Source organism: Brevibacillus laterosporus (genome assembly GCA_007833815.1).
GTDB classification, from domain to species: Bacteria; Bacillota; Bacilli; order Brevibacillales; family Brevibacillaceae; genus Brevibacillus_B; species Brevibacillus_B laterosporus_D.
The window spans coordinates 340,285-362,367 of record CP033464.1 but is presented as its reverse complement, the minus strand read 5'-3'; the positions used below and the strand labels follow the sequence as shown (position 1 = coordinate 362,367).

24 protein-coding genes and 3 pseudogenes are annotated in these 22,083 nt (G+C 37.0%); 18 read left to right on the top strand and 9 right to left on the bottom strand.

The window, feature by feature from the left end; all coding sequences use genetic code 11:
• The first annotated feature begins 30 nt into the window (after window positions 1–30).
• The 3 genes and pseudogenes from EEL30_02975 (at window position 31) to EEL30_02965 (ending at window position 2,815) form a co-directional block, all read left to right on the top strand.
• On the top strand, window positions 31–1,770 hold the full coding sequence (locus tag EEL30_02975; GenBank protein QDX91428.1) for an acetate/propionate family kinase: 1,740 nt from the start codon (window positions 31–33) through the stop codon (window positions 1,768–1,770).
• 113 nt (window positions 1,771–1,883) lie between these two features.
• A complete protein-coding gene (locus EEL30_02970; GenBank protein ID QDX91427.1) occupies window positions 1,884–2,327 on the top strand; it encodes a S1 RNA-binding domain-containing protein in 444 nt (147 codons plus the stop codon).
• A gap of 110 nt (window positions 2,328–2,437) precedes the next feature.
• Window positions 2,438–2,815: pseudogene (locus tag EEL30_02965) on the top strand (S9 family peptidase).
• A gap of 148 nt (window positions 2,816–2,963) precedes the next feature.
• Here EEL30_02965 and EEL30_02960 read toward each other — a convergent pair.
• The 3 genes from EEL30_02960 to EEL30_02950 all read right to left on the bottom strand — a co-directional run bounded on the left by EEL30_02960 (window position 2,964) and on the right by EEL30_02950 (window position 5,063).
• Window positions 2,964–4,115, bottom strand: a complete 1,152-nt coding sequence (locus EEL30_02960; protein ID QDX91426.1) for a site-specific integrase — start codon at window positions 4,113–4,115, stop codon at window positions 2,964–2,966.
• Window positions 4,116–4,191: 76 nt separating this feature from the next.
• Window positions 4,192–4,608, bottom strand: a complete 417-nt coding sequence (locus tag EEL30_02955) for an ImmA/IrrE family metallo-endopeptidase (GenBank protein ID QDX91425.1) — start codon at window positions 4,606–4,608, stop codon at window positions 4,192–4,194.
• A gap of 17 nt (window positions 4,609–4,625) precedes the next feature.
• Window positions 4,626–5,063: an XRE family transcriptional regulator gene (locus tag EEL30_02950; protein QDX91424.1), complete on the bottom strand. Its 438-nt coding sequence runs from the start codon at window positions 5,061–5,063 to the stop codon at window positions 4,626–4,628.
• A gap of 110 nt (window positions 5,064–5,173) precedes the next feature.
• Between EEL30_02950 and EEL30_02945 the strand changes: the two genes are divergently transcribed.
• The 12 genes and pseudogenes from EEL30_02945 (at window position 5,174) to EEL30_02890 (ending at window position 13,916) form a co-directional block, all read left to right on the top strand.
• Entirely contained in the window at window positions 5,174–5,374 is a 201-nt protein-coding gene (locus tag EEL30_02945; protein QDX91423.1) for an XRE family transcriptional regulator, read from the top strand.
• 143 nt (window positions 5,375–5,517) lie between these two features.
• Entirely contained in the window at window positions 5,518–5,817 is a 300-nt protein-coding gene (locus tag EEL30_02940) for a DUF771 domain-containing protein (GenBank protein ID QDX91422.1), read from the top strand.
• A gap of 361 nt (window positions 5,818–6,178) precedes the next feature.
• Complete coding sequence (locus EEL30_02935) at window positions 6,179–6,457, top strand: hypothetical protein (protein QDX91421.1); 279 nt, start codon at window positions 6,179–6,181, stop codon at window positions 6,455–6,457.
• Window positions 6,454–6,684 carry a hypothetical protein gene (locus tag EEL30_02930; GenBank protein QDX91420.1) on the top strand — a complete coding sequence of 77 codons (231 nt, stop codon included), beginning with the start codon at window positions 6,454–6,456 and terminating at the stop codon, window positions 6,682–6,684. The genes EEL30_02935 and EEL30_02930 overlap by 4 nt, the downstream gene beginning before the upstream one ends.
• A 72-nt stretch (window positions 6,685–6,756) precedes the next feature.
• Window positions 6,757–7,746: a hypothetical protein gene (locus EEL30_02925; GenBank protein QDX91419.1), complete on the top strand. Its 990-nt coding sequence runs from the start codon at window positions 6,757–6,759 to the stop codon at window positions 7,744–7,746.
• Window positions 7,691–8,513: pseudogene (locus tag EEL30_02920) on the top strand (AAA family ATPase). Before EEL30_02925 ends, EEL30_02920 begins: the two are co-directional and overlap by 56 nt.
• A gap of 64 nt (window positions 8,514–8,577) precedes the next feature.
• Complete coding sequence (locus EEL30_02915) at window positions 8,578–9,510, top strand: hypothetical protein (protein QDX91418.1); 933 nt, start codon at window positions 8,578–8,580, stop codon at window positions 9,508–9,510.
• Window positions 9,507–10,226, top strand: a complete 720-nt coding sequence (locus EEL30_02910) for a hypothetical protein (GenBank protein ID QDX91417.1) — start codon at window positions 9,507–9,509, stop codon at window positions 10,224–10,226. The genes EEL30_02915 and EEL30_02910 overlap by 4 nt, the downstream gene beginning before the upstream one ends.
• A 334-nt stretch (window positions 10,227–10,560) precedes the next feature.
• Complete coding sequence (locus tag EEL30_02905) at window positions 10,561–11,190, top strand: hypothetical protein (GenBank protein QDX95653.1); 630 nt, start codon at window positions 10,561–10,563, stop codon at window positions 11,188–11,190.
• 384 nt (window positions 11,191–11,574) lie between these two features.
• Window positions 11,575–12,528 (top strand): toxin ETX, encoded by a 954-nt coding sequence (locus EEL30_02900; protein QDX91416.1) that lies wholly within the window; start codon window positions 11,575–11,577, stop codon window positions 12,526–12,528.
• A 320-nt stretch (window positions 12,529–12,848) separates the two neighbouring features.
• Window positions 12,849–13,208 (top strand): HNH endonuclease, encoded by a 360-nt coding sequence (locus EEL30_02895; GenBank protein QDX91415.1) that lies wholly within the window; start codon window positions 12,849–12,851, stop codon window positions 13,206–13,208.
• A gap of 159 nt (window positions 13,209–13,367) precedes the next feature.
• The gene (locus EEL30_02890) at window positions 13,368–13,916 is read left to right on the top strand and encodes a DUF3231 family protein (GenBank protein QDX91414.1); all 549 of its coding nucleotides are present in this window, start codon (window positions 13,368–13,370) and stop codon (window positions 13,914–13,916) included.
• Between the two features lie 236 nt (window positions 13,917–14,152).
• Here EEL30_02890 and EEL30_02885 read toward each other — a convergent pair whose 3' ends face one another.
• The 6 genes from EEL30_02885 to EEL30_02860 all read right to left on the bottom strand — a co-directional run bounded on the left by EEL30_02885 (window position 14,153) and on the right by EEL30_02860 (window position 19,232).
• Window positions 14,153–15,082, bottom strand: a complete 930-nt coding sequence (locus EEL30_02885; protein ID QDX91413.1) for an IS3 family transposase — start codon at window positions 15,080–15,082, stop codon at window positions 14,153–14,155.
• Window positions 15,043–15,726, bottom strand: a complete 684-nt coding sequence (locus tag EEL30_02880; protein QDX91412.1) for a transposase — start codon at window positions 15,724–15,726, stop codon at window positions 15,043–15,045. Before EEL30_02880 ends, EEL30_02885 begins: the two co-directional genes overlap by 40 nt.
• A gap of 112 nt (window positions 15,727–15,838) precedes the next feature.
• Complete coding sequence (locus EEL30_02875; protein QDX91411.1) at window positions 15,839–16,186, bottom strand: hypothetical protein; 348 nt, start codon at window positions 16,184–16,186, stop codon at window positions 15,839–15,841.
• A gap of 91 nt (window positions 16,187–16,277) precedes the next feature.
• Complete coding sequence (locus tag EEL30_02870) at window positions 16,278–16,988, bottom strand: hypothetical protein (GenBank protein ID QDX91410.1); 711 nt, start codon at window positions 16,986–16,988, stop codon at window positions 16,278–16,280.
• Between the two features lie 326 nt (window positions 16,989–17,314).
• Window positions 17,315–17,446, bottom strand: coding sequence for an aspartyl-phosphate phosphatase Spo0E family protein (locus tag EEL30_02865; protein ID QDX95652.1), 132 nt, complete (start codon window positions 17,444–17,446; stop codon window positions 17,315–17,317).
• A gap of 511 nt (window positions 17,447–17,957) precedes the next feature.
• Entirely contained in the window at window positions 17,958–19,232 is a 1,275-nt protein-coding gene (locus EEL30_02860) for an XRE family transcriptional regulator (GenBank protein QDX91409.1), read from the bottom strand.
• 367 nt (window positions 19,233–19,599) lie between these two features.
• Here EEL30_02860 and EEL30_02855 point away from each other — a divergent pair.
• From EEL30_02855 to EEL30_02845, 3 genes and pseudogenes are all read left to right on the top strand, one after another.
• Window positions 19,600–20,076 (top strand): annotated as a pseudogene (locus EEL30_02855) (S9 family peptidase).
• A gap of 335 nt (window positions 20,077–20,411) precedes the next feature.
• Window positions 20,412–21,707, top strand: coding sequence for a radical SAM protein (locus tag EEL30_02850; protein ID QDX91408.1), 1,296 nt, complete (start codon window positions 20,412–20,414; stop codon window positions 21,705–21,707).
• Entirely contained in the window at window positions 21,707–21,982 is a 276-nt protein-coding gene (locus tag EEL30_02845) for a PqqD family protein (protein ID QDX91407.1), read from the top strand. Before EEL30_02850 ends, EEL30_02845 begins: the two co-directional genes overlap by 1 nt.
• The last annotated feature ends 101 nt before the right edge of the window (window positions 21,983–22,083 follow it).

Genomic DNA, 22,083 nt, shown 5'->3' with positions numbered 1-22,083 from the left:
ACTTAGGAAAAAAGAAGGGAAGTCTGTCAAATGAAGGTACCTGTTGGTATTTCAAACCGTCATATTCACTTATCACAACAAGATCTGGATCAATTATTCGGTCCTGGCTATGAGCTTAAAAAGCTAAAGGACCTAAAACAAGTTGGCCAGTATGCAGCAGAAGAAACGGTTAACATTGTTGGACCAAAAGGTAGAATTAATAAAGTGCGTGTATTAGGCCCTGTGCGAAAAGCGACGCAGCTAGAAGTATCCCGTACAGACAGTTTTGTATTGGGTGTAGAGCCTCCTGTGCGTGATTCTGGCGATATTAAAGGTAGTCCAGGTATCACTCTTGAAGGGCCTCATGGAACTGTTACCATTGATGAAGGTGTTATCATTGCATTCCGTCACATTCACTTCTCAGAAGACGAAGCAAAAGAATTTGGCGTAAAAGACAAACAATTTGTATCCGTTGAAGTTCCAGGTACTCGTTCCATTGTGTTTGAAAATGTATTGTGCCGTGTGCATAAGGATTTCCGTTTAGAATTGCACATCGATACAGATGAAGCGAATGCTGCTGGTCTTAAAAACAACATGGAATTGGAAGTTATTGTACCAGTAGACAATGGCGACACCTATTCTAAATTTAAAGCACAAGAGAAAAAGATAAGCCTTGTTTTAAACTGTGGAAGCTCCTCTGTTAAATATCAATTGTTCGAATTGCCTTCTCGTAAAGTAATTGACAAAGGCATGGTAGAAGAAGTAAAACGCGATGCTTATGAACAAGCAATCAATGCTATTTTTGATAAATATAAGCAATACGATATTTCAATGGTATCTCATCGTGTAGTTCACGGAGGAGAAGATTTCAAGGAATCTGTGATTATTACAGACGATGTAAAACGCAAAATCGATGCGTTGTCTCGATTTGCACCTCTGCATAACCCTATCAACCTATTAGGAATTGAATTGGCGCAAAAATGCCGTCCAGATGCGCTCCACGTAGCGGTATTTGATACAGCTTTCCATCAAACAATGCCACCAGTATCTTATTTGTATCCATTGCCATATGAATACTATGAGAAATACGGTATTCGTAAATATGGCTTCCACGGAACATCTCACCGTTATGTGGTACAACGTGCAGAGCAATTAATGGGTACACCAAAAGAAAAATTACGTCTAATTAGTTGCCACATTGGTAGTGGTGCCAGCATTACAGCCGTACGCTATGGTCAATCCATTGATACGTCTATGGGTATGACTCCGCTTGCTGGAGTAATGATGGGTACACGTAGCGGTAACATTGATCCAGGAATCTTGCCATACATCGCAGAAATTGAAAAAACCGATACATCAGGTGCGATGGAAATATTGAACAAAGAAAGCGGTGTGCTAGGATTGTCCGGCATCTCCAGCGATCTGCGTGACATAGAAAAAGCAGCAGCAGAAGGTAACGAGCGTGCCGATTTAGCTCTTCAACTATTTGCACAACGTCTACATGACTTTATCGGTCTGTACTTGGCTCGCCTGAATGGTATCGATGGTATCATCTTTACAGCAGGTGTTGGCGAGAACAGTGAATTGGTCCGTCAATTGGTATGTAACGGCCTAGAATACGCTGGTGTTATCCTAGATAAAGAAGCAAATCGTAACAATAAAGGAGAGGGCTTCATCAATAGCCCATACTCTCCAGTTAAAATTATGGTAATTCCAACCAACGAAGAACTGGTCATGGCTACTGATGCTTACCAGCTTTTCCTAAATAATACAGATTTGGTACAAGTATAAAAGTTAAGAATGGGCTTTTCATTGAATCGTTTTGTCTGCTATACTTAGGAAATGAGCCTGTATGAAGTGGGGTTCTCGACACTTGGTGAAAAGATAAAAGGAGTGCAAAATGGATGGCAGTAGAAGTTGGAAGCATCATTGAAGGAAAAGTGACGGCAATTAAACCTTTTGGTATGTTTGTTGCTGTGGATGAAACGCAACAAGGACTAGTTCACATTTCCCAAGTTGCAAATGGTTTTGTAAAGGATATTAATGATCACTTTTCCGTTGGAGCTGCTGTGAAGGTTAAAGTACTCTCCATCGATGATGCAGGTAAGATCTCCCTTTCCGTTCGCGCAGCTTTACCAGCACCAGAACGCGAAGCTCGCGACGAACAAAAAGAGCGCGGTGGAGACCGTGGCGGCTATCGTGGTGGTGGGAATCGTGGTGGAGACCGTGGCTTCAATAAGCGTGACACTCCTAAGGATTCGTTTGAAGACAAAATGAAAAAATGGATGAAACACAGCGAAGAAAACATAGCTACTATCAATAAAAAACAGAATAAGCGCGGATACTAATCGCAGCGATGTTTATAAACAGAGAAGAGGAACTATCATGGTTCCTCTTTTCTTTTTCCTGTTTACGGATAGGATGCGGATATTTTTCAGAGAACAGGTGGTAATAAAACATGCGAAGAGAACTTTTGCAAGATGTAACTGAGATCATGCAGATAACGGAAGAAGAACGAGCCATACCAGAAGTGGCTCTGTTTACGGTAACTTATCTTAGTGATAATCACCCTGTAAAAGCGCTTTTAGCTATTCCAGATGAGAAATTGATCCCACATCAAAAGGTGGTAGAGCCCTTGCCAGCCCTTCTCTACTGCCGAGGTGGCTATAAAAAAATCGGAAGGGTTCAGCCACTACGGATTTCTCAAATGGCAGCTTTCGGTTATGCCGTTGTTGCTCCCCATTATCGCGGGAACGAGGGAGCTTCTGGTAGAGATGAATTTGGCGGAGCAGAGATGGAGGATGTGCACCAAGCGTATTTTTTGCTCGCTAACATACGATCTTAAACTATTTTCGTCTATCACCTTCATTCTATAAACGATAAGATTATTGTTATAACAGGGATTGCGCCCCTAAATCATTCATTATTTTATGGCTTATTTTTAAAAAGTAAAGGCCTGTGACCATATTTTGACCATAATAATATTATCCTTCGAGGAAATGTAAGAACTTGTTAGCGGTTTGTTCTTTCACTGACTTGGTAACGTGTGTATAAATGTTCATGGTCATTTTTATATCAGTATGACCTAAGCGTTCTTGAACTTCTTTAATACTTGCGTTAGCCTCAAAAAGAAGAGAGGCGTGTGTATGTCGTAGACCGTGGATGGTGATAGGGTGCAAGTTATGCTTTTTAATGATTTCTTTTAGTTTGTCGTTTGGATACGCCAGACGTAAAGGTACGCCATCTACACGAGTGAAGATCATGTCATTTGTATGAATAGGGGTGGTTAACGCTAATTGCCGCTTTTTTACCTCTGTACGCCATTTTCTGAGTAAGTCGAGTGTTTTACTATCAATACTAATTACACGTTTAGAACGGGCTGTTTTGGGGGTTTGGAAGATAAACCCTTCCTTGTCATAGAAAAGTGTTTTGGAAAACGAAACCGTTTTCTTATCAAAGTCGATATCTTGCCATTGCAAAGCTAGAATTTCTCCTTTTCTAGCCCCTGTATAAATCAGCATATGGAATAGTAAAACATCTCTAAATTTAAGTTCTTCTTTAGTAATTGAGATAAATTGCTTAATCTCATTTTTCTCCCAATAGCTCCGATCCTCTGTGTCATCCTCATAAACAAAATTAGAAGCTTTTTTAGGTATAACCACATGCTCAATCGGATTCATTTTAATCAAATCCATTTTTAAAGCGAATGTAAAGACCTGACCTACATACATTTTTACAATACTTACAGCTTTGAATTTTGTAGCTATTTGATTAATGAAGGTTTGACAATAGTGTTTAGAGATATCTTTCAGATGGAGTTTTCCAAAATGGGGGATTATCTGATTCTTGAAAAGAGATTTTATAGATTTCTGTGTACTCCGTTTTATTGTTTTGGAATGAATCTCAAACCATTGTTGGTAAACATCTTCAAAGGTGACAACTTTTGAAGATGGACTGTACAGCCCGTTTGCTATGTCTTGTTCAAATTGAATTGCATCTAATTGCGCTTCCTTTTTGGTCTTAAATCCCCTTTTTGTTGTTTGCTTTTTTTTTCCTGTGATTGGATCAGTAGTTGTATAAGTTTTGTACAACCATTTAGCCCCATCTTTCGTTGTGTACTTCTGAAAACTAGCCATTTAATTACCCTCTTCGTAGAACGTATGTTCTTTTTTTGTGTATAGAAACCTAATCCAATAGACTTGTAATCCAAGGTTAATAAAAAATGTGTAAATCCGTTGGTATATTACACCTTAGCAAGAAATTGGTTAGGGTTTCATCGTATTCAATCTTTTTATCACCTATTAATAAATGGAGGGCGAATTGGTTGGCCTCGCGTTCAATTTTATCAATAGAAAAAAGCGTGTTTCTCCGTAAAAAAGGAGTATTAGTTTGAGGATGTAGAACGTGATGCCCTAGTTCATGGGCGATTGTGTATAAGGTCTTGAAATCATCAAGCTTGTTATTGATATGAATAATGGGGATGCGATTGTTGTTAGTGAAATAGCCCCAGATGTTTTTGCCTAACTCTTCATAAAGAATCGTTACTCCCTTTTCAAAAGCTATTGTTTTAGGATCGTTTGAATTGTGTTTTTTAAGTAGCTTTTGAACTTTTATATCAATAATATTCATGCTGACACTCCCAGAAGTTATTTGCGGTATTTTGTAGGTGTGAACTTCTTCTTTGCCATTTGTTTAGATATTCTTAACGAATTTTCTAGGGAAATTCTTAATAACTCCCTATCTTCTTCATCCATAGGTTCCCCTAAAAAGGCTAGTGGAGTGTCGCTCTCCAATTCATCCATCATGGATTGTAATTTTTTTGCTATATCTTTCTCTTCTTTAGATGTAAGAGGGTATGGGTTTTCTTGCGTATTAACAACAGGATTATCTGTCTTTCCTAATAAATAACCAGGTGTTGTCTTTAAAATATCTGCAAGTTTATCTAAGTCGGTGCTAGAAGGAATTACCCTACCATTTTCGATATGTCCAAAGTTGGATCGACCCATATTTAATTGTTGGGCAATTTCTAATTGAGTCAATCCTAATTGCTTACGGCGACCACGTATTCGTTCTCCGAGTGACATGACACAAAGACCTCCATAATATAAAATATAACAAAAGGGTATTTTTAATACTTTACGGTAGTGTAAATACCATTTATAATCAAATTATCAATTGATGGGAGGTGATAAACTTGACTATCTTGTTAGGAAAACGTGAGAAACTAAAAGGTAAACGTTTAGAAAAAGGGTTTACACGAGAAGAATTTGCCAATGTTATTGGTATCTCTAAGGAACACGTCAAAAGCCTAGAGTATGGCCGTGTAAATCCGAGCTTCAAAGTGATGATGAAAATTTGTGATACCCTTGAAGGAAAGCCAGAGGAACTTTTTTAGTCAATTGGGTATTTTTAATACCTGTAATTAGTATATCTACTTTTAGGGGTATCGTCAATACCTTTATTTAAATGCATTATTTTTTTTGGGTAGTTAGGTATTTTAAATACCTAAGAGTTGAGTTTCTAGAGAGGGGGAGAAAAATGCTTACTGTACAAATTGATGAAACGTATGTAAAGGAACTAACAAAGCTAGAAATACAAAAAATTCTCAAGGAATCTCGGAGTGGCTGTTGGTGGGATTTGAAGCGTTTGGAAATGGAAACGTGCCGTAAACGAGATTGGCTGATTGAAAAAATTTTGCTCAATCCAAAGTTCAAAAGGGATATGGCTACTATCTCGAATAGCAAAGATAGTGGCCGTTGGATGTTTAAAGCGGAAGATATGCGGGTGTTCTTGAATAAGAATTTTCATTATCTCAACTCATCTGATAAAGAGGCATGACAACAGAAGGCGGGCCTTTTAGGCACGATTATATACAAGGAAGAAAAGGAGTGAATTATTTTGAACAACCTAGCTACTCCAGCGGAAATGATCGAGGATATTCTAAGTAATCAGGAGCTTACAGCCAAAATAAGCTCAGGAGCTTTCATAGGCTTATTGGAGATGGCACATGTAGAAGAACATGAAAAAACCGCCTGCGACGAACAGGCGGGGTAACACTTCCATTTCCCGACATGTCTTGGAGGACTAGGGAAATGATTACCGAACGAACAGAGGACAAGCCTCTCTACTAAACATTATAGCTAATATTTTGAAATTGTACAAATGATTTTTGTCCTCGACACAAGAGGGGGAAAGTAACTTGGAATCTATATGGAATAGCGATAACCCTGTAATAAAAATGATTGTTGAACAGTCTGCGGAAGTTGGAATTGACCAGACCATTTTTTACTCTAAAACAACAGGGTTTAAATATTTGGAGTGGTGGAAAGCGATAGTAGACAAGGTAAGCCTTGACGTACTAGATGCCTATATAACTACTGATATAACAGGTGAATATAAAACGAAAGTTATACCTCAAATGAGAGAAATCGCGATAGAACGCAGAAACTACCTTGTAGGACAGGGGGCAAGTCAATGAGTGATCCTTATGATATCGAACTTGTAGCAGCGCTAAAGGACATGCTTCATTTTGCCAAAAATGGAGAAGAGACAGCCCAGTTGTTTATAGATTCAAGCATTTCCATGTTGAGAGATGAGTTTGATAAATGGAAGGAAATTTGGAATTTATTTCATAATGATTTGCAATCTTTTGGAAAAGAGAAGGCAATAGAAATGATAAAGGTTCGCTTAAAACCGTTTCTTTAAAAAAAAACATAACCTCAAAGTAATGAGTAATTAACAAGGGGATACAGAGCAACGAAATGGAGGAACAGGGGGATGAGTGATCACATAGACAGATACCAAGCGGGCTTCGTTGTCATTCCCCGTATAAACTTCGAGCATTTCAGAGATGAAGCTATTTATCACTACTTAGTAAAGAACGCTAATTTTAAGGCTTCTAATTGGTGTGAGCGTGGTCAATACATCTTTTCAGTAAGAGGGTTTTCTGAGATTACAGGATGGTCTTATAAGGAAATTAGAACAACAATTCAAAGATTAGAAAAGCAAAATTTGATTGTAACAACGCAAACAAAATACAAAGGAAACGCCGCAACACTCATAACTATTGTGGATTATGAAGCATCCCAACAGCTAGAAAACTACGCAAAAAACGGCGCACCCAACGGCGCACCGGAGGGCGCACCAAAGGGCGCACCTGTTATTCCTGAAAATGCAGTTATACCAATGGTTGTAGAAGACGAAAAAGATGCGAACGGCGCACCGAACGGCGCAGGTAAGGGCGCACCAAAGGGCGCTAATAGAACAGCAGTTAAACAACAAGATAAACAACAAGATAAACAACAAGATAAACATATAAAAGAATCTTGTCAGAGTCGTGAGGAAATTATCTCTTTTGTCGATTCGCAACAGCTCATCAACCGGATTGAATTACCCAATCGTTTATTTGTTGAATACTTCGATTTGGTCAGACTCCAAAGAAAATCAGGGAAGATTGCAAATAGTGTCCTTAGAAAGATATGGGAAAAGCTTGCCAAGTATGCTATTGATCCAAAGCAAACAGCAGAAACAAATCAGGCTATCGTCACCTATGCGTTATCTACATACATCATGAATTACGGCGACAAACCTGCTGAGTATGCATTCGGTATCATCCGCAATACAAGTGAGCATGAGGCAAGACAAGGCATGATGAAATTGCACAATCAGAAGCAAAATCCTAAAACGACATGGGGTGAATGGAATGGACTCGATGAAACAAGTGATAAACAACGTCGTGCAGCAGAACTCGATGAACTTTCCCTCTGATCAAGAGCATGTTTGCCCGCATTGTAAGAGAGTTGTTCCCAAGAAAGAAGTTGAGATATTCGGTAAGAAGAAGCTTGTACAGCCTGTTTGTGAATGTGAGGCGAAGGCGGCAAAGGAAGAAATGAGACGCTTTACAGAACATCAGCAACGCAAGGAGATAGAAAGACGCTTTTCTATTTCAGCCCTAGGTAAACGGTTTGAAGAATCTACCTTCGATACTTTTATACAACGTGAAGGCTCTGAAATGGCTTGTAAGCAAGCAAAGAAATATGCCTTTGAATTTGATCAATCTGGCTCCTTTAGTCTGATGTTGTGGGGAACCTACGGAAATGGAAAAAGTAGATTAGCTGCTGCTGTAGCCAACCACTTGAAAGAATCTGGAAAGACAGTAGTTTTCCAAAGTGTGCCGGAGTTACTCGAGCGGATACGGCACACCTTTAACAAGAAAAATGCAGAGACGGAACAACAAATCATGACTGCCCTTTTACAGTGTGACCTATTAATCCTGGATGACATAGGTGCTGAGAAGGTCACAGACTGGGTAAATGACGTTTTATTTCGAGTGATAGACGGGAAGATACCGTAAACAACTTCCGACCTTCTATACGTCAAATTTGAAGCCCTCAGAGCTAGATGGAAAATTAGGGAGTCGAATTTATGATCGTATCTTGGAAACGAGCATTCCTATTCAAAATAAAGCAAGCAGCTACCGTAGGGTACAGGCAGAAGAACGCTTTGAACAATTTCGTAGAGAGATGCAAGAGTGATTGTAACGAAATGCTGTCAAAATCAATGTAAAATATTCCAAAAATTATTCCAGGGGTGAAAAGGATGAACAAAATTGAAATAAACAATTCTCTAGTTATGTTGAAACGGGAAACGAGAAAGTTTGTAGAAGATTTGTCTCTGAGTCAAAAAGAAGACTTGCTTTTGTATAGCGAATACTCGTTACGAATACATGAGACATTGACTAGATTATTATTCTTTGCTTCTTTGCAAAAAGATGGGGAGGAAACCATTCGGGAAGGCATGGAGCTAGCTGAATCACGGGGAGAGGGAGTAAGTAACATTTTTATCGAGACGCTAGAAGTTGTAAAGAATCTCAAGACCTACAACCCGCTAAACTTCTTTGTGGCCTTACGATTGTACGAGAGAAAACGCAAGAAAATCAGACATAAGTACAGCATTCTCTATCGAGAGTTGTGTCAACTTCAGAAGAGGTATGGGGAACTTAATGACACTGTGAAAAACAAGCGAGATTCCTTCAGCAAGAGAGTCGAGGAAGACATTTTCTCTGATAACTTATGCATTGAAGAGTGTAAGAGCAGCATTGATCTGGGGGAGGTATCGTTCGGGGAGCAGATACGAGTATGGTTTGCCTTTTACCGAATGAAAAAAACGGATTTTCTTTCGCTTATCACTCTTGAAAAACAAAAATATTATGTGGATGGAGAACCGAACCACACAAATAAGACGATAGAAAAAATCCCTGATGAGATGGATTATGAAGCGTTTCAACAAGCAGTCTTTGTTGAAAAGATTGAACAGGATAACGATAGTTACTTGTTTGACCAATTTATGAGCGAGGTCATGGAATACATGGATAGGAACCCAGGTGGTATGAGCAATATGTTCAAGGAAGTATTTGGAAATGTACCTACCTACAATGTATCTACTGATGAATTTGGACGTCTGACAGAAGTTAGACCAACGAAACCAGCTTTGAAAGTAGTATCCAACAAGAGGGAGGGAGCGGAATCATGAAACTAGCACCTATTGAATACCAAGGTGAACGGGTTTTAACCACAACTCAATTATCGGAGTCCTACAGAGCGGATCGTCAACAGATGAGTTACAATTTCAACAACAACATTAAACGATATAAAGAAGGTAAGCATTATATCAAGCTTGAGGGCGAGGAGAAACGCAACTTTATCGACCGTCATGAAATTCACGATGGTTCTAAAAATGCCTCCGTTATCTATCTATGGACGAAGAAAGGTGCTTGGATGCACGCCAAATCTCTAAATACGGATGAAGCTTGGGACGCCTACGAAATGTTAGTAGATGAGTATTACCGAGTTACAGAACAACATCTACCAGCGGGTATAAGTCCAGAAATCCAAGCGATTCTTTCCTTGGATATGAGAACTCAAAGTTTCGAAAAAAGACTTGTGAAGTTGGAGAGTAGTAAGACTATAGATTACGGGCAGCAGTTGGAATTACAGAATATTGCTAAACGTAGAGTAATCGAATTGCTAGGTGGTAAGAACGGACAAGCTTATAAAAGTAGCAGCATTCGAGGTAGAGCTTTCTCTGCTATTTGGAGGGAATATAAGGAATATTTCAATGTCGAGTCCTACAAAAACACACTTATTTGTGATCTAGATATTGCTAAGAGTCACGTTTCAAACTGGAATCCTCAAGGGAATCTTCTAAGAGAGATCGAGGAGACAAATGAACAAATGACTTTTATTTAAAAAGGAAGAGGGATGGCGGATGAAATGCGAGTTCTGTGAACACCAGATTAAGAACAGACAGGAATATTTACTTGTTAACCCAATGCTTGATGGAAAGAAATTTTGTTGTCTTGGATGTTTGTGTGGGTATGTAGATGAATTGGTGATAGAGGAAGAGGAGAATAACGAAAACGGATTGGTAAATTAAAATGGGACAATTGATTTAATACAAATTTGCAATGTAATAATATTTTTCTTTTATGTACTCTTGTATTTGTTTATAGGTAGCCATTGAATATATGTTCGTAAAACTATTTTATACCACGGCAAGGGGGAATGGAAGTTGAATAAAGGATTGTTGATCGAAAACGTTTGTGAAAAATGCCCTGCTACTTGTTGGGGTAATAAGAGTATTTGCCGAACATTTGACCGCCATGTTGGTATAATAGAAAGTTGTCCAGAATGGGATAAATACATGATTGAGAAACAAGGTCTTCAAGAACATGATGGACAATTGGCAATTACTAATATGGAACCAGCGATGGAATGGCTTCAGAAAGCGGAAGAATGGATAAAAGGTTATCGGTATTTAGTCAACAAGGCTGCATGGTTACGAACAGAATTAGAGCGATCTATCAGCAGTACGCCTAGTATATCTAGTCGTTTAGTAGCTTCATATGGCGATAATGCAGGAATGCCGAGTGGAAAAGGTCTAAAAATATCTACTCTCAATATTCCAGAAGCAGTATATAACAAAAAGATTCGTAGACTCGAAGAATTAGAAAAGAAAATTAAACAAATTGACGAAGCGGCATTAACAATTCGAGACATACAGGAAAAAGCGGTACTAGAATGTATGCTTGATGGGGAAAAGATGAATGTAACAGCATTCATGGTGGGAGTCTCACGTCAACGTCTATATGAGATTAGGAAGAATATTATTATTAAAATCGCACAGGCATTATTTGAAGGAACAGCCGCGTAGGTTGACACTTTAGACAAAACCGAACATTTTAGACAAAATCGTACACTTTTGACGTATTGAGCGGGATTTACTCTCGTAGGTTTATAATTTGGGAAACAAAATATGAATGGAACGAACCACCTGGAGACGGGTGGTTTTTATGTAATCAGATATGTTGTTCATGTTGAAATAACTCTGCTTAATGGATGGGTGTAACCTAATTTCACAGAGATTATACATTGAGAAATAAACAACAATCCAATTGTAAAATAATTGTTATAAAAATGGAGAATTTATGAACATATCTGATTACATAATGAAAATAGTGGAATTTAGTGGAATTTAATTATATGATTTTATTATGTGAATATATTCACATAATAAAATATTAACGGGAGGGTTTTTATGAAAAAATTTGCAAGTTTAATTCTTATAAGTGTGTTCCTTTTTTCGAGTACGCCATTTGTTCATGCGTCATCCACAGATGTTCAAGAAAGATTACGGGACTTGGCAAGAGAAGATGAAGCTGGAACCTTTAATGAAGCATGGAATACTAACTTCAAACCCAGTGATGAACAACAATTCTCTTATAGTCCAACTGAAGGAATTGTTTTCTTAACACCACCTAAAAATGTTATTGGCGAAAGAAGAATTTCACAGTATAAAGTAAATAATGCATGGGCTACATTAGAAGGAAGTCCAACCGAAGTATCGGGGACACCTTTATATGCGGGAAAAAACGTATTAGATAACTCAAAAGGAACAATGGATCAAGAGCTGTTAACACCCGAGTTTACCTATACCTATACGGAAAGCACTTCAAATACAACAACTCATGGATTAAAAGTAGGAGTCAAAACCACTGCTACCATGAAATTCCCGATTGCTCAGGGTAGCATGGAAGCTTCTACTGAATATAACTTTCAAAATTCTTCCACCGATACTAAAACTAAACAAGTATCATATAAAAGCCCATCACAAAAAATTAAAGTACCAGCAGGTAAAACCTTTAGAGTTTTAGCATACCTAAATACTGGATCTATTTCAGGTGAAGCTAACCTTTACGCAAATGTTGGGGGTATAGCCTGGAGGGTTTCACCAGGTTATCCCAATGGCGGAGGAGTAAATATAGGTGCTGTACTTACCAAATGCCAACAAAAAGGATGGGGAGATTTCAGAAACTTTCAACCTAGTGGAAGAGATGTAATCGTTAAAGGCCAAGGTACTTTCAAATCTAATTATGGAACGGACTTCATTTTAAAAATTGAAGACATCACAGATTCAAAGTTACGAAACAATAACGGGAGTGGAACTGTCGTTCAAGAGATTAAAGTTCCACTAATTAGAACTGAAATATAGTAAGTCACTTTTTGATTATCCGTCTACTAGGGGTAGCACCATTGGTGCTACCCCTTAATGTTTACATCATGTCGCAATAACCCTGTTTGAACTGTAGTTTCTGTAACATTAATAGGGGTTTCTGTTTACAATAACTAATTTAGCGAAAATGGGTATATAACAGTTGGGTTTCTGTAAGCAATAACCCTCATTTCTGTAGCAGTAACTCTAGTTTCTGCAACATGATGTATGCAATAAGTACACAAAAGAAAAGAAAAGAAATAAATATATATAGGTCATTTTGATAGATATTTTTTCTAGTAAACAAGGAAGGTGAAACAATGCCTAGCAAACCAATAAAGACCTGTTTGCATTCAAGATGTCCAACATTAACAAGAGAAGCTTATTGCCCTATTCACCAGAAGAAACAAGTCCAGCAGTATGATCGGGAACGTGGATCATCTACGCAACGTGGCTACGATGCTAAGTGGAGAAAAGCAAGAATAGGATTTTTGAAAAAGCATCCACTCTGCAAACATTGCTATGACAAGGGATTCCTAACGGGTGCTACAGTAGTTGACCATATCATTGCACACAAGGGAGATAAGACGCTGTTTTGGGATCGGAACAACTGGCAGCCATTATGTGAGCAGTGTCATAACCGGAAGACTGCTAGAGAGGATAGAGGAGCTTGGAGATGATCTATCAATTACCATATGACAAAAGATGTCCAGTGAAAACAAAAAATATTCCACTAGGTTAAAATTACCATATTCCTTTTATCATTAGAAATGATGAATATGATCATTGTTTTTAGGAACTATAAGGATGTGACCAATCGTAGAAAGGAAGGTCACTCAATGGATATTTTTCAACTAGGGAGGACAATCATGGGAATTTTAAGTGGTAATCCACAAAATGAACCAATGCACTACGGTGAAGTGTTTGGTGTTTGGAGTTATCTATCTGGTACAAAGGGCTTATTGGCTGGTTACCAACTATTCATTAACCATACTGGCGATACTGATCTTAAAAAATTTCTTGAAGATACTATCCAAACCATGAAGCAAGAAATTGAACAAATCGAAGCTTTGTTAAAAGTTAATGGTATTGTTCTACCCCCTTCTCCACCAGAAAGACCATCAGCATCATTAGAAAGTATTCCTGTTGGTGCTAGGTTTAGTGATCCTGAAATTGCTGCGTCTGTAACTAAGGATATAGCGGCTGGACTAGTTGCATGTAGTCAAGTTATGGGCCAGTCGATTAGAGAAGACATTGGCGTGATGTTTGGACAATTCCATATTACAAAAGCACAATATGGGGTAAGATTACTACGGATAAACAAAGAAAAAGGATGGTTAATTCCTCCACCCCTTCACGTAGAAATACCTGAACCTGCACACGTATAGATTGTTTTCATTTAGTCTCCTAATCTTAGGGGGCTTTTTTATATTAAGTAATAGAAAAGTAAGGTGATTAAACACAGACGCTCACAGAGTCGCAGGAAGTAGGCGAGGTGAGCTTTCAAAAGTGAATGAATGTATTGGGGGGGGGTATCAAAAACCTGAACTGCCCCCAGTCAAGTAGACAACGGAAAAACAAAAAAATCTGACACCAACTATTTTCACATGGGTTGGTGTCTTTCTTATGCTGCTGAATTTTGAAGGTAGTGCCTGTATTCCAAAGGCGTCATACAGTTTAGTCTTTTCTGGTATCGATGGTTATTGTAGTAAGTTATGTATTCCATAATTGCTACTTCCAATTCTTTGTATGTATTAAATTTATTGAGATAATACATCTCGGATTTTATCATTCCCCAAAACGATTCCATCGGTCCATTGTCTATGCATCTAGATACCCTCGACATGCTTTGTATCATTCCTGCGTCGTCCAGTTTCTTTTTGAACATTTTGTTCGTATATTGGAATCCTCGGTCACTATGAAAGATGGGTTTAGCATTAGGATATGATTGATGTGCGATATCAAAAGTTCTAAACACAAGTTCATTGTTGTTGGAATGCCCTACCACAAAAGAAACAATACTTTTATCTGACAAATCCATGATTGCACTCAAATAAGCCTTGCTTTGAAGGCCATACTTCATTTCCGTCACGTCAGTGAGCCATTTTGTACCGAATCCGTCGGATTCGAAATCTCTGTTCAAAATATTTTCCGTCGTAATTTGAGGAGTTGACGGAATGTAACTTTTCTTCTTCCTGCGGCATACTGATTTTATTTGTAAGATTCTCATGAGTCTGTATATCCGTTTATGGTTAACAGTAAGATTGTGTTGTCGGTTTAGTTTGATTGTCATCTGACGATATCCAAGGATCCCATTTCTTTCTTCATAGGCATCCTTAATCATGGGAAGCAACTCTTTGTTGAATTTCTCGTTATGGCTTTCTTTCCTATTTAGCCATTTATAATACGAAGAACGTTGAATTCCCATGTTTTCACAGAGTAGACTTATGGGATATGATTTACTTTCATGAAGATCACGTATTGCAAGATATACAGGTTCATATCGGACTTGGCTTAGAATCGCCTCCTTTGGATTTCGTCCAGCTTTTTTAATAAATCAATCTCCATTTGCTTTCTTCTGTTCTCAGCTTGAAGCAGCTTATTATGTGCCCTCAGTTTCTCCACTTCGGACATCTCATCTTCAGATTTTCGCTTTCCACGTTTATCCTGAAGTGCATCTACACCAGATTTAATGTATTTATTTGTCCAAGAATAAACTTGCTGATAGGATACCTGAAATTTCTGTGCGGTTTGGGCATAATTGTGTTGATGTTCTATACAGAATCTTACGATTTCAATTCTTTCCTTGTAAGTAGTTGCTCGTCCTTTTGTCATGATTGGCGTTCCTCCTGAACCGGAAGCTTTCGGCTTCTCATGACCATTATACTTCAGGATCCAGTTACGCAGTTGGCGGGTTGATTTGATGCCGTATCTTTTACATATATCCATGTGAGAACCACGACTAGCCAGATAATCCTCGACAGCTGTTTTCTTTAATTCTGTGGAATAGGAGGAGTTCTTGGATGTATGGAGCAATCCGTTTGGACCTAATGATTGATAAGTTTGAAGCCATTGTTTAATAGATGGAAAGGAAACATCTAGAAGATTTGCTAAATGATTAAGCGAATCTTCCCCACGAAGATATTTTTCAATAGCTGCAATCTTTTCTGACCCAGATATTTTTGCTTTATGGGACATAAAAATGCTCCTCCTTGTAAGGAAACAGTTATATTATTTCAACTGTCTACCACAAGGGGAGCATATCAATCGTTAGAGGGCTTCCTTATGTTTTTCGTTTTATCATTAATAATTAATATATAAGCTTTAAAACATAGTGAATGAGGTACACTAGGAAAGTTCCAACGGCTGTAACTATAACAAATCCAAAAACTAAATATAGTAGCATGTTAATGATGGGGGATAACGCAGGAGTGTCGTTTGTTCTTTTCTCCCTAATAAAGATCGACATGACAACAGCAACAGTAATAATAATGGCGCTTTTTAGAATACGAAGAATATATTCTAAAGGCTCCATAGGCACAATTTTTACATCACCAGTGTGGGTAGGTAACTCGCGTGTTTCTGGTATAAGTAATATCATTAAAGCTAAGCCAATAAAGAACCCGTATAAGGCACTTTTGCGCAACTTTTTTTCCAAAATAATAACCCCTTTCCTTTCGTAATAAAAAATAAAGGTCGTCACATACGTACGACCTTTATTTTACAACATTTTTTGCAATTATTGTATTTTAATTGAAGTAAGAATCATGTACATAGTAGTTTCCGGTAGCTGTAAATCTTAATTCAATATGGCAACCGTATTTACCGTAAATAATATTTTTAAATTGACCGTTTCCTACAGCATCTTTAGCTGTATCATCAATTTCATAAATATAGGGGGCTTCTGAATCAGAACCTTTCCAACCAAAACCAGAACCGTAGCTTGTACTAGGTTTTTTATCTTGTTGAGTTATTTTTGTTATCTTATCATCATATGAGTATTTCTGAGTGATAGACATAGTGAAGATATCTACTCCAGCAGTATATTTTATTTCACCTTTTGCTGTGACTGATTGAATGGACTGTGGTGATACACTGTATACATTGTTTTGTTCAGCAGGAGCGGATGTTCCACTTACAGAAATGGTGATTTTATGTCCATTTCCTAAGTCAATAACCTTTTCTGGATCATCTTTAGACGCAATAACACCTTGTAGAGCTTTATTAACTTGGGCTTTAGTAGGGACTTCTGATGCAGATATTGCTTTCTGTCCCTTTTCTGCCAACGCTTTATTGATAACACCGATTGGAATGAAAGGCTCTGAATCTTTTTTAGGTTCATCTATGGACGAGTTGACTTGTTTTGTATCTTCAGCCGCAAGTACTGTTCCTCCTAAAGCTACTGAAGCTAATGTAAGTGACATCATACCCATAAGTAGTTTTTTGTTTTGAATCTTCATAAAATCATCTCCGTCTAAAATATTTTTTTGGCGTTAAGTTAAGCGAAAAAGCTAATGAAACAGTGCCTTTTTTTGAGCTTGATTTTTAAGCAAAATTGTTCTAGCTTCACTCATCAATACAAGTCGGTACTTTGACCATTGCCTTGATTTTTCTTGTTTGAATATTTTATTTGACTCTTGCAATTTCAATTTCTTGATAGGAGTCACCCCATACCAACATAATGGACATTCTAATTGTCTTAAAGGAATAGCTGAAAAACGGCTGTTTATATGCCCTAAAGGGTTTCGTAAGGTTCCCGTACAGCGTATTCTCATCGACAACCAGTTTAGTGTTTTGTAAGCTTTTGAAAGGCAACAATGTACTCATCTAGTTGTTGGCTCATCTGCAATACTTCTGGATGTAAAAAGGAACCTTTTTTGAAATACCGATGCTCTAACTCTTTACGGAGGACTTCTATAAGCTTCTGTAAATTGTTTTCTAATTGAAAATTTTCTGTTTTCTTATCCTGTAAATGAGTGGTAGAATATCCTTGAGTAACTTTTTTTGTTGCTCAAGGTGGGGGCGTTCCCGTGAGTTTAGCGACGATGGGAACGCCCCTTTGTATAATTAAAAGGCATACACTAATTGCAATCCCTCCTTTCTTCCTCCTGTGTATTATTTTACCATCTGTTACATGTATTACAATTAAGACCAGTTAAGATGAAACGATCCTGAAAATTCGACAAAATATTACAAAATTACAATAAAAAAGAACGCTATTAATTTAGCGTTCTTACAAAAAAAGGACTTGGTAATTAATGACCAGGATCGTAATCATTTTGTTTTGCTGAATATTCTATTGATGTGGTTTTACTAAAAGCATCTGGTTTGTTTATTGGGGAATTTGAGAAGTTAATAATCATTGATAATGAAACCACTGATAATATTACTAATATTTTTTTCATCAATAAACACCTCCTATCACTATATTATTTACCAATGATTTTATTATACACCAAATTTAACCTTTTTAAATATTGTAACGAAAGGGCTTCTGAGCAATCTACAAAGCCTAAAATAATATCATTCATACATTCATTCATTTCAAAATATGCGTTTACTTCTCCAAATGACAAAAGGCTTTTTATAAAGCTTTCCATACCTTCTTCAATTAGTCCTTTGTTCATTTGATAAATCCCTTTATAACGGTAGTATCTCCCAACTGATAGGTGCTTATAGGGCGTTTTCGAACTAAGATCAAGTATTTCGTTTTCTTTTTGAAAAATGTTTGAAACATAATTCATGTTATTCATGGAAATATGTATCTCTAACAACTCGTTTACAACATGGATTCGAGAGCCGCCGCTCATAATCTCAAGGCATTGTTCTAGCAAAGGAATAGCTAATGAATATTCCTTTTTTCTTACTTTTAAGATTGCTCTAGTGAGTTGAGAAGCTTCATTAACAAATGGATAATTGAACTTCTCAAATTCTTCAAGATGTTTTTCTACATCACTATATTTACCTAAACGAGACATTGAGTTAATCATGGCTATATATGCTCTAGCTTTTAACTCACTATTTTCTGTATCTTCCTTTAGTCCTGCCTGACACATTTTAATACATTGAGTATATTTTTTCGTGTTGTATGCATGTAATGCCATTCTAAAATAGAAAACAATTTTTTCTTCGTTAGTTAGAAAATCAACATAGTGCAAAGATTCTTCCCCTACTTTAAAAGATTCCTCCAAGTGTTTTAAATCTTCTCTCTCGATCAGATATTTTTGATATAAACCTCTAGCTATATATAATGATATTCCGTGCGATCTGGCATATTTAATAATAATGCTGTAAAGTGTTATCCTCACTTCATTGTCTGTACAGATATTAGCAAGGTTATAAATATGTTCTAATGATGTATCTGTATCATTTTTAGGATTTTCAAGGAATTTGATTGTCACTTTAGTGATCAAACAGGGGTTGGAGATTTCTATAGATTCTAATAAAAGTTCTTCCATAATTGCAATTCGATGATCAATTTCAATATATCGTTCAATGACCTTTTCGTAAGGTATATCTAAGACGTCTGCGATTGGTTTTAGAGTCCTTAACTCTGGTCGCTTGGTTTCGCCCCACTCAATTTTTGAGATGATCCCTTTATTAATCCCTGTCATCCTAGATAATTCTGATAAGCTCAAACCCAAGTCTATTCGTTTTTCTTTTATCAGTTCCCCCAATGATGTGAAAGTTAAACTTTCAGCCATGATAAGTTATTCCCCTTCCTAAATTAATAAAACATGATATTTGTTAACATTTTACCTGTAATGTATATATTTGTAAATAAGAATAAAATTATGTAATACGTATCTATAGCATTATAGCGTAGCGGATAGTTTGATTTTTTCACTAATTAAATAGATGAAAAGCAATAGACCACTAAAATTACAAGTGGTCTATTTGCATCTGATTCGTCAACCGCTTTTCTATTTTTCCCCGTTAATTGTTAGACCGAATTTCTCTCATCCCGTGACCATATTTTGACCATATTCAAAACGGAATTTAACTGAATTTATCGTACATGAATTTTATACTTTCCTATTAGATAGCCATTATTCTTACTTATCCTTAATAGCATATTTAATGCTCGCTAACATACCCTTTGTAGATACTAATCGCATACATCTATATGGCTTTTCACGTGGTGGCATGATGGCATTACGTGCTGCTATGCTTCCTAATCGTTATGCGTCCGTAGTTGTTTGGAGCGGTGTCAGTGATATGCACCTTACGTATTCAGAACGGCAAGATATGCGGTCTTTGTTGAAAAAAATAATGGGCTCTCCAGATACGGTTCCCCATGTCTATGATAGCCGTTCACCTGTGAGACAAGCTGAACAAATCACCTGTCCAGTTTTGATCATTCATGGTCAAGTAGATGAGAATGTAGGAGTAGAACATGCCACTCGTTTGGCTAAAGCTCTTGTCCTGCATCATAAACCACATGAGTTGTGGCTGGTAGAGAATGCGTCCCACTTGTTTACTTCGGAGCAGATTGGAGAATATACGAAAGCTATGTTTCGTTGGTTAGAAAGCATTTCTATTAAATAGATAATAGGAAAAGTAAAGCCAGTTAAATTAACATATCGATGTTTAACTGGTTTTTTTAGTGAAAGTAAATTAATTTAATTATTGACAATATATTGAATTAACAGTAAATTTAAGTAAAGTTATATTATGCTATTTATAGAAGGGAGGTGAGAGTATGAAAAATTATACAACACCAAAAGTGAAAGTAGTAAACCCTGGCGTAATTGATGTAATTGATTCTTGTTCATGTGGTGCAAATAATGGAGCAGGAGCATAAGACACATAGGTAATAGTAGTAATGGCACTACTTGTAAAAATAGTGCCATTACTATTTCTATTAGGAAAGGAATGATACGATGTTAGTAACCGATGATGTATTAACTTTTCCAAAATTAGCTGTCTATCGAGAAAAGGAAGACTATATTATTCATAATTACTTGGTGAGTAGTTGGATTGTGTTGAATCAGCAAGAATATGAAGTAGCGCATGAAATGATTTACAACAAAAAATCACCGCAGGGTTTAATTGATGAACAGTACGATGTAAGTTTGGTAAAAAGGGTCATTGGTTTGATTAGACTGTATAAGATTGATAGTTTTAATGTAGATACTGAGAACAAACAAAGTACGCATAAGCCTGTACCTAAATCTGTTTATTTTGTTACAACATACAAATGTAATTTAAATTGTGTCTATTGTTATGCAGAAAGTAGCCCCAGCAGATCTATGGATAATGATATCTCTACTGAAGAGGCTAAAAGAGTCATCACAGAAGTAAAGGAATTAGGGACAAAAACGATTGTTTTTACAGGCGGAGAGGCATTTTTACGAAAAGATCTCGTAGAATTAATGGAATATTCTAATTTTTTGGGGTTAAATGTTCATATGATTTCAAACGGTTCTTTTATTTCTAACAAAGAGATAGCTAACAAAATTGCTGAGATCACGAAATTAGTAACGATAAGCCTTGATTCCATGATCGAGGACGAGCATGACAAAAATAGGGGAAAAGGATCGTGGCAGAAGGCGAAAAAGGCCATTGATTTATTGCTAGAAGCTGGCTGTAAGTTAAAAATTAACCAGACAATCACGAAAAATAATATGGATGCTGTGGAGGACGTAATCGATTATACAAATAAAAATAACATCCGGCTCATTATAGCTCCTGTAGCTTCATTAGGAAGAGGCAAGACTCACGAACACGAATTAAATTATGTGCAACGTATAAAAATCGAAAACACAATCATCAACAAACAACCTAATTTTGATGCTGTTAACCAGTTTTTCATTAAAAATCATTGTGGTCACGCGTATAGTGAGTTTTCGGTTGATAGCAAAGGCGATGTATTTCCCTGTAAAATCATGCATAATCCCGAGTTTTTAGGTGGAAATGTAAAAGACAAATCGTTAGAAGAAATTTATTACGAATCTCCTGTCTTTACACAATCACGAAACAGAATCACGGATAACTTACCAATTTGCGGAAAGTGTACATTTAAACATATGTGTGGTGGTGGATGTAGAGCTATCCAATGGAGCGATACAGACAGTATAGATGGCACAAACACGGAAGAGTGCAAAATTATAAAAAGTAACTTGAAAAAACATATGTGGAATTATTTTAGAAAATCAAAAGAGGAGGTTCCTTCCTGATGATGTCTCCCTATCAAGTAAACAAAGATATCTTTTATGATCAAAATGTAGAGGGTATATTTGTCCTCACACCTGAAGGACAAACGATCTTGTTTGAGGATGAAGTAGCCTGTACACTGTGGACACATATTTGTACGAAAGAAACAATTACGCTAGAAGAGATGCTAAAAGAGATATCGGGAAAATTTAATGTTAATACAGAAAATACGATGATTACAAATGATATACAGATGTTTTTAGATGAATTAGTTAGGCATAGGTTACTTACTACCTAGGTAATGTTCCTATTTGCTATCATGATAACGAAAATGATAGATATCCATGCCAAACAATTTGGGGCATGATCAACTAAGATAATAAGTAAGTACATGCAATC

Bases quoted from the DNA above. Each gene is read 5' to 3' on its own strand.
- EEL30_02910 (QDX91417.1), top strand. From the start codon at position 9,507: ATGAAACTAGCACCTATTGAATACCAAGGTGAACGGGTTTTAACCACA.
- EEL30_02925 (QDX91419.1), top strand. From the start codon at position 6,757: ATGAGTGATCACATAGACAGATACCAAGCGGGCTTCGTTGTCATTCCC.
- EEL30_02850 (QDX91408.1), top strand. From the start codon at position 20,412: ATGTTAGTAACCGATGATGTATTAACTTTTCCAAAATTAGCTGTCTAT.
- EEL30_02960 (QDX91426.1), bottom strand. From the start codon at position 4,115: ATGGCTAGTTTTCAGAAGTACACAACGAAAGATGGGGCTAAATGGTTG.
- EEL30_02950 (QDX91424.1), bottom strand. From the start codon at position 5,063: ATGTCACTCGGAGAACGAATACGTGGTCGCCGTAAGCAATTAGGATTG.
- EEL30_02845 (QDX91407.1), top strand. From the start codon at position 21,707: ATGATGTCTCCCTATCAAGTAAACAAAGATATCTTTTATGATCAAAAT.
- EEL30_02880 (QDX91412.1), bottom strand. From the start codon at position 15,726: ATGTCCCATAAAGCAAAAATATCTGGGTCAGAAAAGATTGCAGCTATT.
- EEL30_02890 (QDX91414.1), top strand. From the start codon at position 13,368: ATGGATATTTTTCAACTAGGGAGGACAATCATGGGAATTTTAAGTGGT.
- EEL30_02860 (QDX91409.1), bottom strand. From the start codon at position 19,232: ATGGCTGAAAGTTTAACTTTCACATCATTGGGGGAACTGATAAAAGAA.
- EEL30_02895 (QDX91415.1), top strand. From the start codon at position 12,849: ATGCCTAGCAAACCAATAAAGACCTGTTTGCATTCAAGATGTCCAACA.
- EEL30_02915 (QDX91418.1), top strand. From the start codon at position 8,578: ATGAACAAAATTGAAATAAACAATTCTCTAGTTATGTTGAAACGGGAA.
- EEL30_02955 (QDX91425.1), bottom strand. From the start codon at position 4,608: ATGAATATTATTGATATAAAAGTTCAAAAGCTACTTAAAAAACACAAT.
- EEL30_02930 (QDX91420.1), top strand. From the start codon at position 6,454: ATGAGTGATCCTTATGATATCGAACTTGTAGCAGCGCTAAAGGACATG.
- EEL30_02900 (QDX91416.1), top strand. From the start codon at position 11,575: ATGAAAAAATTTGCAAGTTTAATTCTTATAAGTGTGTTCCTTTTTTCG.
- EEL30_02975 (QDX91428.1), top strand. From the start codon at position 31: ATGAAGGTACCTGTTGGTATTTCAAACCGTCATATTCACTTATCACAA.
- EEL30_02970 (QDX91427.1), top strand. From the start codon at position 1,884: ATGGCAGTAGAAGTTGGAAGCATCATTGAAGGAAAAGTGACGGCAATT.
- EEL30_02870 (QDX91410.1), bottom strand. From the start codon at position 16,988: ATGAAGATTCAAAACAAAAAACTACTTATGGGTATGATGTCACTTACA.
- EEL30_02940 (QDX91422.1), top strand. From the start codon at position 5,518: ATGCTTACTGTACAAATTGATGAAACGTATGTAAAGGAACTAACAAAG.